The 16,921-nt window shown below is 58.6% G+C and carries 9 protein-coding genes and 1 pseudogene; 7 read left to right on the plus strand and 3 right to left on the minus strand.

Going from position 1 to position 16,921, the window contains the following annotated elements; genetic code table 11:
• Positions 1–181 precede the first annotated feature (181 nt).
• Both BM403_RS20555 and BM403_RS20560 read right to left on the minus strand, forming a co-directional pair.
• The gene (locus tag BM403_RS20555; protein ID WP_093544465.1) at positions 182–5,620 is read right to left on the minus strand and encodes a WGR domain-containing protein; all 5,439 of its coding nucleotides are present in this window, start codon (positions 5,618–5,620) and stop codon (positions 182–184) included.
• The gene (locus BM403_RS20560) at positions 5,608–6,810 is read right to left on the minus strand and encodes a M48 family metalloprotease (RefSeq protein ID WP_093544468.1); all 1,203 of its coding nucleotides are present in this window, start codon (positions 6,808–6,810) and stop codon (positions 5,608–5,610) included. Before BM403_RS20560 ends, BM403_RS20555 begins: the two co-directional genes overlap by 13 nt.
• 229 nt (positions 6,811–7,039) lie before the next feature.
• Here BM403_RS20560 and BM403_RS20565 point away from each other — a divergent pair, with 229 nt between their 5' ends.
• The 4 genes and pseudogenes from BM403_RS20565 (at position 7,040) to BM403_RS20580 (ending at position 11,843) form a co-directional block, all read left to right on the plus strand.
• Positions 7,040–7,972 (plus strand): cupin domain-containing protein, encoded by a 933-nt coding sequence (locus BM403_RS20565; RefSeq protein WP_093544471.1) that lies wholly within the window; start codon positions 7,040–7,042, stop codon positions 7,970–7,972.
• Positions 7,973–8,143: 171 nt separating this feature from the next.
• Positions 8,144–10,144 (plus strand): DKNYY domain-containing protein, encoded by a 2,001-nt coding sequence (locus tag BM403_RS20570; RefSeq protein WP_093544474.1) that lies wholly within the window; start codon positions 8,144–8,146, stop codon positions 10,142–10,144.
• A 49-nt stretch (positions 10,145–10,193) separates the two neighbouring features.
• Positions 10,194–10,985, plus strand: a pseudogene (locus BM403_RS20575) (NAD(P)/FAD-dependent oxidoreductase); the annotation flags it as partial.
• Between the two features lie 12 nt (positions 10,986–10,997).
• Positions 10,998–11,843, plus strand: coding sequence for an alpha/beta fold hydrolase (locus tag BM403_RS20580; protein WP_093544477.1), 846 nt, complete (start codon positions 10,998–11,000; stop codon positions 11,841–11,843).
• A gap of 51 nt (positions 11,844–11,894) precedes the next feature.
• Here the strand turns inward: BM403_RS20580 and BM403_RS20585 are convergent, their stop codons facing one another.
• Positions 11,895–12,800, minus strand: a complete 906-nt coding sequence (locus BM403_RS20585; protein ID WP_012724246.1) for a LysR family transcriptional regulator — start codon at positions 12,798–12,800, stop codon at positions 11,895–11,897.
• Between the two features lie 96 nt (positions 12,801–12,896).
• Between BM403_RS20585 and BM403_RS20590 the strand changes: the two genes are divergently transcribed.
• The 3 genes from BM403_RS20590 to BM403_RS20600 all read left to right on the plus strand — a co-directional run bounded on the left by BM403_RS20590 (position 12,897) and on the right by BM403_RS20600 (position 16,767).
• On the plus strand, positions 12,897–13,682 hold the full coding sequence (locus tag BM403_RS20590) for an SDR family NAD(P)-dependent oxidoreductase (RefSeq protein WP_012724245.1): 786 nt from the start codon (positions 12,897–12,899) through the stop codon (positions 13,680–13,682).
• Between the two features lie 246 nt (positions 13,683–13,928).
• Complete coding sequence (locus BM403_RS20595; RefSeq protein ID WP_012724244.1) at positions 13,929–15,326, plus strand: aspartate aminotransferase family protein; 1,398 nt, start codon at positions 13,929–13,931, stop codon at positions 15,324–15,326.
• Between the two features lie 73 nt (positions 15,327–15,399).
• Entirely contained in the window at positions 15,400–16,767 is a 1,368-nt protein-coding gene (locus BM403_RS20600; protein WP_012724243.1) for a glutamine synthetase family protein, read from the plus strand.
• Positions 16,768–16,921: the final 154 nt, after the last annotated feature.

A 16,921-nucleotide genomic window follows, 5' to 3' on the forward strand; every position in this document is an offset into this window, starting at 1 on the left:
GACGATCAATGTCTATTCGTGGTGGTGCGAGATTAACATGCGGGCGAATAGGAGATGATGACGTTTCAGCATTAGGCGGGGGCGGAGGTACGGAGTGTGGGTTTACGGTTGGAGGGCGGACAGGATTGGCGGGCAGGGCCCGCCAGTTGATCGGCGCCCGGGTTGGGCGCCTTTCTCTCATTCATGCCTGCTCTTGATACCCTTTGCGAAGTTTCTCCGCGATCAGCTTTTCTGCTTCACGCAAAGCACGTTCAGGGCTGTCGAGGGACTTGATCAGGGTCTGACCCTTGGTGCCGATACGGCCAAAATTCACCGTCACCTCGGCCTCCGCCACGCCAATACGCCAGAACTTGTTGGCGTTGCCGTCTCCAAAGGTGAATTCGCGCATCAAGGGTAGCGCTTCAGGGGTGATTGGCGCTTCGACCTCGATCTCGACAGTTTCCTCTGCCTGTTCCGGTTCTGGCAGCGCAGAGGCTTCCTCACCCCGTAGGAGCGTTTCGATGCGATTGAGCACGTCTTCCGGATCGCGCAGCCAGTCATGGCTGGGCACGTCGATGATCTTCCAACCGAAACTGCGCAGTACCGTCGGGCGGAAGATGTAACGCTCACGCACGTCAGCGGCAGCCGCGGTGTCGCCGTCCAGCAGCACGCCGAGGCTGAAGTGTTCGCCGCTGGCGTCACTGATCGCCAAGTCACAGCGGAACTGTGAACGCCCAACATATTCCTGGACCGAATGCCCGCGTTTGCGCAACGCGGCGGCGAGGGCACTGCGCAGGTGGTCCTTGGGCAGGCTGACGGCAAAGGACTGCTTGGCGCCGGGATTGAGGTTGGCGAGGATACCTTGGGAGCGCGGCGCATCCCCAGTGGCACTGGCCTGGGCAAACTGCAGGAACGCACGCAGTGCAGCGGCGCCGTCGTTGTGGGTGTTGGTGATGGCCTCGGATTCGATGCTGGAGACGATCGCCATGCGCTTACGGGCGCGACTGAAGATCACGTTAAGGCGTTTTTCCCCACCTCGCTGGTTGATCGGGCCGAAATTCATCAGCATCTTGCCGTTTGGTCCTGGCGCGTAGCAGATGCTCAGAATAATCACATCACGCTCGTCCCCCTGGACGTTCTCCAGGTTCTTGACGAACAGGCCATTGAATTGCCCGGCATCTTCACGCACGTACTCGCGCTCAAGACGTGTGGCAAAGGCCGAGTCGCTGCTGGCCAAGTCTTCCAGGGCCTGCTCAATGGCACCTTGCTGGGCCTCGGAAAACGCCACGATGCCCAGGCTCAGGCCGGTCTCGCGTTGCAGCAGCTCACGCACCAGATTGGCGATATAGCGTGCTTCGGCCAGATTGCTGCGGCTGAGGTAGACACCGTCGCTCATCTTCAAGAAGCTGATCGGACTTTCCAGCAGCGTGTCGGCGCCCTGGACCACCGCCTGGGCGTCCGTGGAGTCAAGGGCCGCGTGAGCCGGGGCAGGGCGCTCGATACGACGGTCAGGAATGGTGATCAGCCGCCCTTCGTAGAACGCTGCATTGGAGAAGCTGATCAAGGCTTCGTGGCGACTGCGGTAGTGCCAAGCCAGGAGGGTCGCCGGCAAGTTACGTGCGGCTTGGCTCAGCAGGCTGTCGGCATCAAGGTTGATTGCGATCTGTTCTCCATCCTCCATGGCAATCAGTTCGTTATCGTCCTGGTCGCCGGCGCTGGAGAAGAAGTTGGTCGGTGGCAACTGCATCTCGTCACCCACCACAATCACCTGCTGCGCACGGCTCAGGGCCGGCACGGCTTCTTCGCTGGGGATCTGGCTGGCTTCGTCGAAAATCACCACGTCAAACAGGTCCGGCGTCAATGGCAGGGTGTCGGACACCGACAGCGGGCTCATCAACCAGATGGGCTTGAGGTCGTTGATCACCCGGCCACTGTCGCCACTCGCCATTTCACGAATAGAGCGATAGCGCATGGTCTTGCCCAACTCATGCTCCAGTTCACGACGGCCCTTGGCGTAGGCTTTCTTGAACTCACGGGCTTGGGCGTCCAGTTGAGTCACCGACATCGCCGATTGCTTCACATGCTCCAGAAAACGCTGGTGCAACGTAGCGCTGAGCACGTGAGCATTACTTTTGAGCAGGCTGCTTTCAGCCTGGCTGACCTGACGTGCAGCCAAACTTAACGCCGGGCCATCGAAGCGCGCCAGCTGCGGGTTGGCGCGGTACAGGCGAGTCAGGTTTTCCTGGGCAATCAAACCGTCCAGTGCGCGGTGCGCCAAGGCGTACTGTTGCACGACCGCCAAGCAGACAGGATCGGCCTGGTGCAACTCATTGAGCAGGGGCAGGGTGTCGGGCAGTTCGTCGAGTTCTTCGCGCAGATCGCGCAGGTATTCCGCCAACTCGCTCAAGCTCGGCGCCGGGTCGAACACACAATGTTGCGCGACCAGTTCGGCCAAGCGGGCCACCGGCTGGCGCAGGTTGGCTTCCTGGCGCACACCAGGCAGGGAATCCGGATTACCCCGCAGGCCTTCGACCCACTGACGCAACAGCGGTGATGTGCTCAGTTGCTGGAGCAGGGCTTGCAGGTTGCTCACGAACAGGTCGATATCCGGGATGCCATAGCGACCTTGCAGGCGTTGCTGCTCGACGTGCAGCTCGGCAGTGGCGCGGTGCTCGCCGGCCAGGCCGTCGAGCACACTGCGGAAACTGGGGCGAATCGCGTGTTGACTGAAGTCGTAGCGTCGTTGCACTTCACTGCGCAGCCGCCACCAGGCGGGTTGCAGCCAACGCAGCAGCGAGCCTTCTAACCGCTGTGCTAGGTCGAGGGCAGCCTGGGTATCCTGGGGCGCGAGTTTTTCACGCCAGTAGTGGGTCGATTCACGGGCGTTGTGTTGCTGTACGGTCAATGCCTGCAACGCCAGCTGTTCGGCGTGCAACGCTTGGGAGCCCGGCGAGCCTGGCTCCAGCAGGTCGAGGTGCGTTGCCAGGTTGGCGCTGGTCAGTTGTTCCGCGGCCTGGGTCAGTAAGCACGCATCCGCCAGGCGGGTGTCCCCAGACAGCAGGCCCGACGATGACTCCAGGAACGGCTCGACACTGTCCATCAGCCCACTGGCTTCATCAAGGAACGCCTTGAGTTGACCATATGCATGTTCGTGGGTAATCAGGCTTGAGGCCAAGTGGCTGAAAGGATGCCGTGCAAAACTGTCGAGGCCGAAACGTTCTTTGATCGTTTGATACACACGGCCGGTCAGCTCGCTTTGGGCCTGCCAATGACACCATTCGGGCAAGCGCTCCAAGGCTTCGGGTGGCAGCTTTGCAGCAACGGGCGGCAGTTCAATCAGATGACGTACCAACTCGCGTACCGAGCATGCCAAGGACTCCGGCACCCCAGCCATTGCCTGTTCAAAACACTCTATCAAGCCCAGTTGTTGGCTCAGGCCAGCCAGCAGGGTGTCGCGCCGGGCTTGCAACTGCGGCGACTGCGCATCGCCGGCGATCCAACGCTCATAGCACTCGCGCAGGTTGCCCACGAAGGCCTTCTTGTCGGTCTGAGAGTCGTGGATCAGGCAGCACAAGTTGCCCAGTTCACTTTGTTGCAGGCGATGGAACACCACGTCCAGCGCCGCACGTTTTTCACAGACGAACAGCACCCGCAGGCCGCGACCTGCGTAGTCGGCGATCAGGTTGGTGATGGTCTGGGACTTGCCGGTGCCCGGCGGCCCCTGAATGATGAAGTTACGCCCGGTACGGGCCAGGCTGACGGCGGCATTCTGCGTAGCGTCACCGGCGACCACGTTCCACTGTTCGGGCAACGGGATGGGGTCAGGGGACTGGACCTCGACGTCCCGAGGTTCGATGGAAAACATCCGGTCAAACGCTTCGTTCTGCGCTGGTTCGTCGATCAGCTGCGCATAGTCCCGCACCAGCGACATCTTGCGATAGTTGAAGTTGGCCAGGGTCACCTGCGTCAGGTCGATGTCCCAGGCGTAGCGATGCCCCTGGTTCTCGGGCAGGGCGAAGGTACTGTTTTCGGCGCTGCTGGCGACCATCTGAGGGTGTTGATTGCGCAGCACGGGTTTGGCGCCTACGGCCAGGCGCAGCGGCAACTCACTGGGCAGTACCTTCTGCTGGAACAGTTGCAGGCCCAGCGGACGGAAATCTTCGCGGTCGTAGCTGAAATCCGGCTTGACCAAAGGCATCGCCGAACGCTGGCGAGCACGACGGCGCTGGAAGTGGTGCAGATGCTGCACGGCCTTCTGGTGGATCAGCTCGATTTGCGGTTTGCTTTGCAGGCGTAACTCGACGCCGGGCTCGGTCAGTTTGATCTGGCGCGCAATATCAGCATGGATGTCTTCCAGAGACGTCTTTTGCAGGTCGACGGTTTCCGGCAACTGGATATCGTAGAGCTGACGCAACTGATGACGCAGTACCGGGTTGAATTGCGCCTCGGTTTCGTCGCATTGCAACACGAACTGGTCACGCACACCTTTTTTGCGACTCAACTCCACTGGAAGCCAGAGCAGCGGGGTAACAATACGTTCTTCCGGCGTGTCCTTGAGGTTGTGCCAGCGCATGAAGGCCACCACCAGGCGCAAGTTGCTGAAGCCGAACTCGGCACGATCACGTCGAGTTTCTTGGATGATGCGCTCCAGCGACGCCTGCAACCAGGTCTGGTCTTCAAACCGCAGCCATTGCTGCAGTCCAACAGGCTTGCCGCTCAGCACTTGTTCGGAGAACCCGCCGAAGGTGGGTTGCCAGGTGCACAGCGCTTCGGGCCGGATACTTTCAATGCGCATCACCAACGGAACGCTGGCCACGGTCAAGTTGACGTTGGCCTGGGTTGGCCGGAAGTACAGCAGGCGATTGCGGCGCGAAAGGTCAAACAACCGGTTGCGCAGATGATCCAGCACCACCGTGCGCCGCGACGCCGGGCCTTCGGCCTGGGCCAACACACGCTCGACATCCAGGCTGGCTGGCTGTTCGCGCCAAGACTCCAGGCGCCGCGCCAGCGAGCCCACATCCGTGGCGCGCTCATGGCGGTTCAGCTCAGTCATCTCAACGATCAGATTGGCCAACACCGGGTTGAGCCGACCATTAAGCTGGAACAGGTTGCGGCGGTGCCGGGCAAACGTCTTGAGGTCATTGATATCGGCGAAATCCAATCCGCATGCCAGGCACGCCAGCAATTGACCGAGCTGGAATATGTCGGTGATCTCATCGTGGTGCCCGAGGCGATGCTCCCAACTGTGCAGGTCCGGGAGGAATACCGGGTGGTCGATGGCTTGATGCAGGTCCTCCTGGACTTGCAGGTCGGTAATGGCCACGCCGCTTTCCGAGTCCCGGGTCAGGCGGACTTTGCCGACGACATTCAGCGCCGATTCCGGATTGGGCTGCACCTGCTTGATCGCTTCCAGCGCCAGCCGCGGCGGGACACCTTCAGGATTACGCAGTTGCAACGCGCGTTCCGGCCCTTGCAGCACATCGAGATAGCTGAGCTGGGCGACACGTCCCAGTTCATGCAGCTGTGCCACCTGACGCAGCAGTGGCAGCGCCAGGAACAACACATCGTCGATGGGTACGGCGGCGCCATCGTGGCTTTGCAGCAATTGAGTGAACGTGACGGGTTGGCTTACTGGGTCCATGTGTCGACCTCCGCTTTGAGCGCGCGAACGATCGGGTCGAGCTCACGTTTGGGTAGTTTGATATCGCGCTTGAGCACGCTGATAAAGTCATCGGCGCTGCCGAGTTTCTTGGCGGTGCGCGCGGCGTGCAGCAGGGCTTCATCCCGCAAGTCGCGGTCCACCAGACTCAGGTCGAGCATGATGAAGTGCAGGTATTCATGGATACTGGTGTCGATACGCTCGGCATTCAACGTCGTTAGGTCGAGTGGCGTTTCGTTGTCCTTCCAATCGGGAAAGAAACCGCGCACCTGATTGAGCACAACCTCTGATTGCAACACGGGGGAGCCAGTGAAATGGGCAATAAAGCTGCGGGTGAGGGCGGTCAACTCGACCTGGTCGATCACGTCCAGACGATTGAGCGACAACGGCCCGCGCAACCGCCGATCCAGCCAGCTATCCGTATCCGGGAGTTGCCGCCACCAGCTGTCCACCGCCTGGGAGCGCAAAAACGTCTCCGGATGGGAAATGCCCTGGGACAGCTGCGCGTCCTTGCCATCCAGCTCTCGGGCCTGCTTCAAGTAGCTGGCGGCATCCACGCTGACAATCCCGGTGTGAATCTTGACCAGCGAGGTAATCGACGCTTCTGGCCCATTAGCCACGAGTGCCGCTCCGCGGTCGGCATAGATTTCGGTGTGCAAGCTATATAGACGTGCCGTCTGTTCCAGGCTGGACGGCGTATTCACATCGGCCATGGCGTGATTGAGAATTCGCTCTGCGGTGAGAAAGTCGCCACCGTGCTCCGACCATAACCGGTAATGAGCCAGCTCATGTCCCAGCAGCGCCAGCAACTCCTGGGCGTCCAGCCGCTCAAGAATCGGGCCGTAGAACACCACATGCACTTCACCGGCCAGGTAATACAGGCTCGCATTCATCGCGCCGTCGCCAGCCTGGTAAAGGGTGGCGGGTGCCTTGATCTGCAAACACTGTAATGCCGTTTCACAGGCCTGATAGGCCAGCGGATGGGTCTCGGGACTTAAGCGATAGGTGTCACGCAGCAATTGCGCACGTACATCCTGGGCGTGTTCCTGCTGAACGCCCAAGGACGAGGCCCAATCCCACACGACAGGTTCATGGGCTTTCAGGTAGTCGACCACGCGCTGGTGGTAAGGCAATGGCGTCAGGCTGCTGATATCCAGCGCGGGGGTACTCATCGTTCAAACGTCCTTGAGAGGATACGGCTCCATGCACCGCGTGGGCAGCAGAGACTGGGCTGGCATCCCGGTATCAGTGATCGGCAATAAACGCGGAGCATATCCGTTTCGCATGACTGCTGCACGGCGCAAGGGATTAATCCCATTCTGCAGGGTGTCTATAGTTGATGCACCCGCGCAGCGTCCCTTGGAGCCGTGCGCAACCCAGCCGAAGATTGAGGTGACCCGAATGAACAGCGAATCCACACCGCACAGGATCCGTACCGACCCAATCGACGCCGAGTACTTTGAATACAGCAAAGCGGCCAATCCGATCAGCGCGAACTTGATCTCACGGATTCCCTATCAGAGCTTCCCAGCCTCGCTGTATGACAGCGGCCCCTCCAGGGTGGTGCCACTGGACCTCAGCGAAGCCTTGGGCTGCGAAGGCCCGGCGACTGGCCCTGGGCTGTGCGCGAACTTCATTCGGCTCAACGCCGGCGATACCCTCTACCTGCAGCCCAACGCGACGTCACAAGTGTTCTATGTGATCGCAGGGGAGGGCCGCGTGGTTCAGGGCGAGCATGCCATTCAATGGTCTAAAGGCTGCTTTATTGCGCTGCCGGGCCTGCAGGAGGCATGTCTCAGTGCAACGCAGGATGCTCGGTTTTACTATGTGCACGATGAGCCGCTATTGCGCTACCTGGGTGTGACGCGCAGCAGTGATCGCTTTGCGCCGACGCTCTACCCCGCAGACGTGGCGAACGCGAAACTGCGTGAAGCAGCCGACGACCCGCGTGCGCAGGACCGCAGTCGCATCAGTATCCTGCTGGGCAATCGCAACTTTCCACAGACGCGCACGGTGACGCATGTGCTGTGGGCGATGTATGGGATTCTGCCAGCGGGTTCGGTGCAAAAGCCCCATCGACATCAATCGATTGCCTTGGATTTCATTATCGATTGCCCGGTAGGGTGTTACTCGTTGGTGGGTACTGAGCTGGATGTGGATGGGCAGATCCACAACCCGGTACGAGTTGACTGGTCACCTGGCCTGGCGTTTGTGACCCCGCCCGGTTACTGGCATGCGCACTTCAATGAGGCAGACACGGAGGCATTCCTGATCCCGATTCAAGATGCGGGGCTGCAAACGTACCTGCGGTCGTTGGATATTCGGTTCAGTTGAGTGGCTTAGGGTCAACGCGAATGAAACACTGCGCCGCTATCGAGAGGTTCAGGGTTTCCCAGGTCAGTGACTGGCTCCCGAGATTAAACAGCGCGCGGGGCTAGCTGCCTGCCGGGTGGTTCTTTTTGGTCTCCTGAATAAACTGCCCCAACTCCTTGCTAGAGTGGCTGAATGAAAAATACCGCGACAGACAATGCCGACTGGGAACTGCTGAACCTTGAATGGCATCAAGGCTTCGCGTTTATGGACGGCACGTTACTGGGTGATGGGCAGGTACCCGATGTGTACATCATGCTCACGCCTCAAGGCCTGCCGCCCGGCGAGACGGTGCAACGCGCCCTTGCCGGGCACTACCCGCCGTCCCCATTGTTTGCCGAACAGCCGGTGTGGCGGCATCGCAAAAACCCTGCGCTCCTGCGCGATGCGCGGCGCGATTACTATCTGCTTCCAGGCTACCAGGCGCGCTATGGCTACCATGCGCTTCATCGCCTGGCGTTTCGTTTCAACCACGGGCTGGAAAACCTGGGCCACCAATACTGGCGGGATGAAACCCGCGCCTATTGGTTTGACCATTACACGGTCGTGACAATTGCTGATGCGCGACACAAGCACCTTGCGCTACTGGAGCCGTCACCCGCATCGGTGCCCGCTGCCTCGGCGCTTTTCAGCGATGGGGTGACCGTCTTTCTGCAGGGGCAATTCATCGCCAACGCCACTGCCCAAGTGAGTTACTGCAATCATCCTGATTATCGAGTGATCGACAACAACGTGTATCGGGGTTTCAAGCCCTTGCACCAAAAGGACGGCACGCCGCTGCCAATTGCCAATCCAGGCAACTTCCAAATGCTCGCGCGTCGATGGGGCTCGGATGGCCAATCGATCATTGTGCAAGCGCAGCAAGGCTCAAGCATTGCCTACGAATACTTCTACCGTATCGACAATGCCGACCTTGCAACCTTCACCGTGCTCAACGAGCGTTATGCAAAAGACCGCCACCGCGCCTATTACCTGACCGGAAAAAACCTGCGTTATGTGGGTGAGTTCAATCTGCTCAGGTGCTGGCAACCGACGTTTGATGAGTGCGGCCGCGTAGTCAGCGCCATCGAACACGAAGACGAGTATTTCGCTGTAGACGACCAATTCGTCTACGCCGCCGGTACCCGCCTGCGCGGCGCTCACGGCCCGAGCTTTCGGCATTTGGGGTTGGGTTACTACCGCGATCAGCAGCACGCTTATTTGCGCAACAAACGCCTGGAGGTAGACGTAGAGAGTTTCGTGGTGGCCCAGCTCTATAAAGGGCCGCAGGATTACTCGCCTGTATTGGTAGGCGACAAGCATGGCCCACTGGGCTCCGGCGGCGTCGTCGATGCGGCCATGCGACAAGCATGGGCTGTGTTCTTCATCGCGCATCCGCACCTGCAAGACTATTGGTGGCACCGCCTGCAAGACAAAGCACAGTCCCAGGAAGAAACCGCGCCCTTGCATGCCATCGGCCTCAATTTCGAGCTGGGCCGGCACGTGTATTTTCACGGGAGGCCAATCAGCGGGCTGGACGCGGCGAGTTTCAAGTTGCTCGATCGTCACCTGTGCGGCGATGCAAATGGCTTGTACCTGATCCCGTTTCATAACGCCGACACTCAAGTGCCCGAACGCTTCTCAATGGAGCCCGCTGAGCATTTTCGCGCATTGGGTTCGCCATACCTGACTGATGGTAAAACAGTGTTCTGCCAGCGGGTTTTCTATCATCCCCCCGAGCCCATTCGTAAGGCCGATGCGGCGACGTTCGAGTCATGCGGTCATGGCTGGGCCAAGGATAAACACGCGGTTTATTACTACGGCGAGGCCAAAAAACACCTGAGCCCTGCGGATACGCAAGTCATCGGTACTTATGCCTTCAGCCCTACGGCGATACTGTCGGAGGGCAAGTTGCTGGATGTGACGTTCACCCCAGACGAAGTGCGCGTGCCGCATCCCGACTTTTTACAACTGGGCACGCGCAAACTGTTCTGCCACCGACGCCCCCTCAGCGCGAAGCGCATAGACCTGGCCACGCTGGAGTTTCTGAGTGACCGCCATGCCCGCGACAAGCATCGGTTCTACCACTACGACGGTTATGCAACGCTGAGTGAAGTTGATGAGGCGCACTATCAGAAAGCGGGCAGCGGGGACTGACAAAGAGGATGGATGAACGGCAATTTGAACATGGTCAGACACCCATCAGATTGCCAAGGCCGCCATGGCCATGGCGGTGGTGATCATCGAGCAGTGCGCGGTGCGTACACTGCAGATGTCCGGAGGTGCGGTCAGTGGCGTGGTCACGGAAAAAGGTGAAATTCGCTGTGATCACGTCTTGCTCGCGGGGGGCATGTGGTCACGGCGCTTTCTGGGCAACCTCGGCGTCTCGTTGCCGACCTTGCCGTTGACCTGCTCGGTACTGCGTACCCACCCCATGGACGGGCCGACAGAGATTGCTGTCGGCGCGCCGGACTTTTCGTTTCGCAAGCACAAGGACGGCGGTTTCATCATCACGCAGCGCGGCAAGCTGGATGCGTTCCTGACCCTCGATCACCTCTTGCTCGCCAAGCAGTATATGCCGCAGTTCCGTGCGCAACGCAGTGTGCTGAACGTGTCGCTGGGCAAGCCGTTTATCAATGACTTGGCGCTGGCGCGGCGTTGGCGGGCAGACAGTGTGAGCCCGTTCGAGCGCGTCAGGGTGCAGGACCCGGAGGCCAACCTACGGCTCAACAACGACGCGATGAACAACCTGATTGCCGCCTGGCCGGTGTTCCAACAGGCGCGGATCGCGCATGCCTGGGCGGGCACTATCGACGTGACACCGGATTCCAACCCGGTCATCGGCCCGGTTGCGCAGATCCCGGGGCTGACCGTGGCCACCGGCTTCTCGGGGCACGGGTTCGGTACGTCGCCGGCGGCGGGCCATCTCGCGGCGGACCTGGTCAGTGGGCATACGCCGATCATTGACCCAAGCCCTTACCGCTTCGACCGTTTCTAAAGGAGCAAGGCCATGCCTGCTGACAGCTGTTTCTTCACCAATCGTTCGGGCTTGCGCCTGCACTATTTGCGCTGGGGCGCGTCGACCGGCGTGCCGTTGGTGCTACTGCACGGTTTGCGCGCCTATGCACAGACCTGGGAGTCGTTGGTGCAGGCCCTGGGGGAGGGCTACTGTATCTTTGCCCTGGACCAGCGCGGCCGTGGGTTGAGCGACTGGGCTGAACCTTCCAGTTATCACACTCAATCGTATGTCGAGGACCTTGAGGATTTGACCGCCCATGTCGGCCTGCAGCGTTTTGTCTTGCTCGGGCACTCATTGGGTGGCGCCAACGCGCTCGAGTATGCACGGCAACACCCGGGACGCTTGATGGGCTTGCTGATCGAGGATATCGGCCCCGGGTCTTCAACCCAAGGCGATGGCGCGGCGCGTATTCGTCGCGAGATGGGCCAGACGCCGTTGCAGTTCGAAAGCTGGGACGCAGCCCGCGCGTTCTGGAAAGCCTCACGCCCAGGTTTATCGGAGCAGGGCCTGGCATCCAGGCTGGCGCATTCGATGCAAGAGCGCGACGGCGTGATTGGCTGGCGTCATGATCAACAGGGGATTGCCGAGGCACGGCTGAGTATCGAACCTACCGATTTGTGGCCTGCGGTGCGCTCCCTGGACTGCCCAAGCCTGTTCATTCGCGGCGGCCGCTCGGACTTTCTACCACCTGCCATGCTGCAGGCCATGTGCGCCAGCAACCCGAAGGTCCAAGCCGTGGAAGTGGCAGATGCCAGTCACTATGTTCATGATGATCAAGGCGAAGTATTCAATCGCTTGGTCGCAGACTTTCTAAGCAGTCTGACGCAGGCAGTTTAGTGACAATCAAAGCGCTTCCTGAAGGTGTTGTGGCCCACCATTTATTACTTCTCAAACACGACGAGGCTCGCCCTCGGCCATTTCGCGCATCAGACTCAAGTAACGACGCGCTCCCAGCCCCAGCGGTCGGTTCTTTACCCAGATGATATCGACCCATAACCGCATCTGACTCGGCATGTTGTCAAACACAACCTCCGTCAATGCGCCCGAAGTGATTAGAGGTTGTACCAGCGGTTGTGGAAGATAAGCCCAGCCCAATCCTTGCTGCACCAGATCGAGAGTTGCCAGATAATTGTCGCTGTGCCAAATCCGCCGTGACAGTACAACACGCGGGTCAGAGTCTGTAGGTCCGCCAGTAGCAACGATGATCTGTCGAACATTGACCAGTTGCTCTTCACCTAAGGGGCTTTTCTTGCCGGCGGCCGCAGGATGATCTGGAGAGGCAACTGCTACTAACAATTGGCTCCCCGCTTCAAGAAACGTCTCCCGCTCGTCAAGCCCTGGTCGTTCAAATCCAAGTGCCAATTGCACACGCCCCTCATGGAGCATGCGCATCGCCTCCGGATGGGACGCGGAGCGAATCTCGATTTCAAGCGTGGGAAACTCCCTGGCGATAATGGACAGCGGACGATTCCATATGCCTGTCTGCAACTCCGGCGCCATTGCAAGGACCAAGCGTCCCTCCAACCCCTGATGAAGCTGGAGCGCATGGGCGTCCAGCAGGTTTAACTGGCTGGCGACTTGTCGTGCCTGGGGTTCCAGTGCTTTGGCGGCTGCCGTAGGAATAGCTTTGCGGGTTGATCGGTCAAAAAGCAATAAATCCAGCTCTGCTTCAAGCTGCGACACGGCCATGTTGATTGCCGAGGGTACCCGGCCTAATTTTCGAGCGGCGGCCGAAAAGGACCCGCTGTCGACGACCGAGAGGAAAACTTTAAGTGACTCACTGGTAAACGCCATGGTGATTGTCAAATTTTCTGATGATGATCGTCTTTGTTTATCAGGTTTATTGGCCTAATTTCTACTCTCTTTCAAATTAAATACGTGGGGCACACCATGTTGGGTGCGGAATTGAGAGGGCATGTGGCACTTGTCAGTGGTGCCGGGAGCGAATCTGGGATTGGTATGGCTATTGCTCGCAGGCTAGGTACATCCGGGGCGAAATTGATTATCACTGCCAGCAGTAACCGCATCGCCGATCGTATTGAAGAGCTACGCCTTGAAGGGTTTGAAGTTGAAGGACGGCCAACTGACCTCACTGATGAAAGTCAGGTACGTGAATTCAGCCTATGGGCAGAATCAGTCTGGGGACGGGTCGATATTCTGGTGAATAATGCCGGCATGGCCATGCAAGGAAGCCCTGAGATTTTCTCGGAGTTGGCAACGATGGAACTGCATGACTGGAATCTTTCACTGGCCAGAAACTTAACGACCGCTTTTCTCCTGACTCGGGCCGTTTTGCCCGGTATGAGGACGCGAAGTTACGGGCGCATTGTCAATGTTAGTTCCACCACGGGCACTAGGGGGGGCAATCCGGGCGAAGCCGCTTATGGCGCCGCCAAGGCCGCGATGGTTGGCATGAACATGGGACTTTCACTTGAAGTCGCCAAGCAGGGCATTACCGTAAACAGCGTGGCTCCTGGATGGATCTCCACTGGGTCAACCACGCCCGTTGAAGCAGAGGCGGGGCGCTTTACCCCGATCGGGCGGGCAGGCACCCCTCGCGAAGTGGCAGCAGCGGTTGCATTTCTGGCATCGCCCGACGCCAGTTACATCACAGGTGAAGTCCTCGTGGTGGATGGCGGGAACTGTCTGATCGAGAACAAAGCACCTCACGGCTGATGCCAGGACGCAGATGATTTATTTTCTTTTGACCGGAAGTAAAAAAGAGCCTTTTAAGTAATCCAGCCGCTATTAAGTTTGAATACTCTCCAGAGTGATCAACGATTGATCCTGTGGGTGGGGGCTATAACCGCGTTTTATAAAAGCACGACATATCAAAGAATAGGAGATTTCTTTGAGCCGTATTCGGCTGTCATTAAGAAACGGACTTTTAATTAATTTGATAATTAACACAGGGTTTTGATTATGTCGAAAAGTGGAATTAGTGAATCAGCGATTGCTGCTTTTACCGCCTCCGAGCGTGCCCGATTTATAGAAAACAACCCCACCTCACTGGCCCTGGCCAAGCGCGCCAAGGCGAATCTGTTCAACGGTGTTCCCATGCACTGGATGAGCGATTGGTCGATGCCGTCGCCGCTTTTCGTCCAGCGTGCCAAAGGGGCACGCTTCACCGATGTTGACGGTCATGAATATATTGACTTTTGCCTTGGCGACACCGGCACGATGTTTGGCCATTCACCTGATTCTATTGCCCGCGCCATCGCAGAGCAGGCGAATAACGGTTTGACCACGATGCTTCCTGGCGAAGACGCAGTGGTCTGTGGAGAGTTGCTGGCTCAGCGATTCGAGCTGCCTTATTGGCAGGTGACCGCCAATGCAACTGACGCCAATCGGTATGTGTTGCGCTGGGCGCGCGCTATCACCAAACGCAATGTATTGCTGGTGTTCGACGGCTGTTATCACGGCACTGTGGATGACGTGATGGTGCGGTACCGCGAAGGTAAAACAGTGCACCGTGCAGGTCTTGTGGGCCAAGCCTACGACTTGACCCAATACAGTCGATCCATCCCCTTCAACGATGTCGACGCGCTGGAGGCTGCGTTAGCGCAAGGCGATGTGTGCGCGCTGATTTGCGAGCCCGCGATGACGAACATAGGCATGGTCCTGCCCGATCCGGGTTTCATGCAAAAGTGCCGAGAATTGACCCTTAAATATGGCAGCCTGTTGGTCATTGATGAGACCCACACTATTTCTACCGGCATCGGTGGATGCACTCGCCAGTGGGATTTGAAACCCGACTTTTTCGTGGTAGGTAAACCTATCGCCGGTGGCGTGCCTTGCGCGGTGTTTGGTGTGACCGAGCAAGTCGCCTTGGCCATGCGCGACGTGCAGAAGACCCTCAGCGAAGAGAGCGGCGGGCATGGCCATAGCGGTATGGGAACGACACTGTCCGCCAATGCACTGGCGATGCGTTGCATGCGCGTCAGTCTTGAAGAGGTTATGACAGACTCTGCCTACCAGCACATGCTGCCTCTGGCCTCAAGACTGGCGCAGGGATTTCGAGCGTTGTTCAAGCGGCACCAATTGAACTGGTCTGTAACAGAGTTGGGCGCGCGTTGTGAGTTTCAATTCTGTGCTACCTCGCCAAGAACAGGCGCGCAGGCCGAGGCGGCTTTTCATGACAGCCTTCAAATGGCTCTGCACCTGTACCTCATCAACCGCGGAATCCTGATCACGCCCTTTCACAACATGACCCTGTGCTGTCCACAGACCAGTCAGGCGGATATCGACAGGCTGATCGGTGAGTTGGATAACGCGCTGACTCAGCTGCTTGCCATACCTGGAGCTCGGGTCATCTCTTAATAACTGGACGGTTGACGCCCCCATTTTTATCAAATACTGCCAAGTCGCTTGAATGAGCGCTAAGAGGTTTGACATGCAATTTGCTGACAAAAAAGAGGCCAAGGATTATCTGGCCGCGCACCCTGAAGTGCTGAGTATCGAGTTGTTCCTTATCGACGCGAATGGTGTTCCACGGGGCAAACTGTTGCATCGCGACGAGCTGCTGGCGATCTACGAAAATGGTAGGCCACTGCCAAGTTCCATTCTTGCCTTGACCGTGCAGGGTGAGGACGTAGAAGACACAGGGTTGGTCTGGGATGTCGCTGACGCTGATTGCTGGACCTATCCCTTATCGGGAAGCCTGACCCTGCAACCCTGGCGCACCAATCCCACAGGCCAAGTGCAGGTCAGCATGCACCCGACCCACGGTATCCCCGCCGCGCCGGCCGACCCGCGCCATGTACTGGTGCACACCATCGAGCGGCTTAAAGCCGATGGTTTCCATCCGGTCATGGCCGTTGAGTTGGAATTTTATCTGCTGGATCGGCAACGCGACGTCAACGGTCGGCCGCAGCCAGCGTTGCAGACCAATGGCGTACGTCCAGTTGCTCCGCAGGTTTATGGCGTATACGAACTGGAGCAGCTTCAACCGTTTCTTGATGACCTCTACGCGGCTTGCGCGCTACAGGGATTACCCGTGCGTACAGCGATCTCTGAGTATGCTCCAGGCCAGCTCGAGTTGACGCTGGAGCATCGTTTCGACGCACTCCAGGCCATTGATGAAGGCGTACGTTACAAACGCCTGGTCAAAGGGGTAGCCAACAAACATGGGCTGCAAGCGTGTTTCATGGCCAAGCCATTCAGCGACCAGGCGGGTAGCGGTATGCATTTGCACGTCAGCCTGGCCGACGAGCAGGGTCACAACCTGTATGCGAGCGAAGACCCGCAGGGCACGCCACTGTTGCGTCATTCCATTGGAGGGATGATGGCAACCCTGTTTGACTCGCTGGCGATATTTTGCCCCCATGCGAACTCATATCGCCGGTTCCAGACCGGCAGTTACGCGCCGCTGGCCAAAAGTTGGGGCGTCAACAATCGGACTGTGTCGTTCCGTGTGCCCGGCGGCCCAGCAATCAGTCGGCATATCGAACACCGCATTTGCGGTGCCGATGCCAACCCCTATCTCGCCGCCGCCGCAGTACTCGCAGGCATTCACTACGGCATCACGCATCAAAGCAATCCCGGCGCGGCGATTGAAGGCAATGGCTATGAACAGGCGACCGATTTTCTACCCACCGACTGGCTTACAGCATTGCAGGCACTGCAACGTTCAACGTGGGCACATGAGGCGCTGGGAGCTGAGTTCCTAAAGGTTTTTCTGGCGATCAAGTGGCGCGAGTTCCGTAAATTCAATGCTGAAGTCGGAGAGCAGGACTGGCGCTGGTACCTCACTCACGCATGAGTTTTGGTCCGTCAGCAAACCCTGAAATGGACCGCTGACGGAGCGACACCAGCGGCTTAAAGTGATGCCACCAAGTATCTGGTCTGATTCCTCACAACCCGTTGTCTGTGCGGGGTTTGTGCTGATGCGGCGGTGCAGACCAGCGTCGCCAGGT

The sequence above is a fragment of the Pseudomonas sp. OV546 genome, from assembly GCF_900116845.1.
Taxonomy (GTDB): Bacteria; Pseudomonadota; Gammaproteobacteria; order Pseudomonadales; family Pseudomonadaceae; genus Aquipseudomonas; species Aquipseudomonas petroselini.

Bases quoted from the DNA above. Each gene is read 5' to 3' on its own strand.
- BM403_RS20555 (WP_093544465.1), bottom strand. From the start codon at position 5,620: ATGGACCCAGTAAGCCAACCCGTCACGTTCACTCAATTGCTGCAAAGC.
- BM403_RS20560 (WP_093544468.1), bottom strand. From the start codon at position 6,810: ATGAGTACCCCCGCGCTGGATATCAGCAGCCTGACGCCATTGCCTTAC.
- BM403_RS20565 (WP_093544471.1), top strand. From the start codon at position 7,040: ATGAACAGCGAATCCACACCGCACAGGATCCGTACCGACCCAATCGAC.
- BM403_RS20570 (WP_093544474.1), top strand. From the start codon at position 8,144: ATGAAAAATACCGCGACAGACAATGCCGACTGGGAACTGCTGAACCTT.
- BM403_RS20580 (WP_093544477.1), top strand. From the start codon at position 10,998: ATGCCTGCTGACAGCTGTTTCTTCACCAATCGTTCGGGCTTGCGCCTG.
- BM403_RS20585 (WP_012724246.1), bottom strand. From the start codon at position 12,800: ATGGCGTTTACCAGTGAGTCACTTAAAGTTTTCCTCTCGGTCGTCGAC.
- BM403_RS20590 (WP_012724245.1), top strand. From the start codon at position 12,897: ATGTTGGGTGCGGAATTGAGAGGGCATGTGGCACTTGTCAGTGGTGCC.
- BM403_RS20595 (WP_012724244.1), top strand. From the start codon at position 13,929: ATGTCGAAAAGTGGAATTAGTGAATCAGCGATTGCTGCTTTTACCGCC.
- BM403_RS20600 (WP_012724243.1), top strand. From the start codon at position 15,400: ATGCAATTTGCTGACAAAAAAGAGGCCAAGGATTATCTGGCCGCGCAC.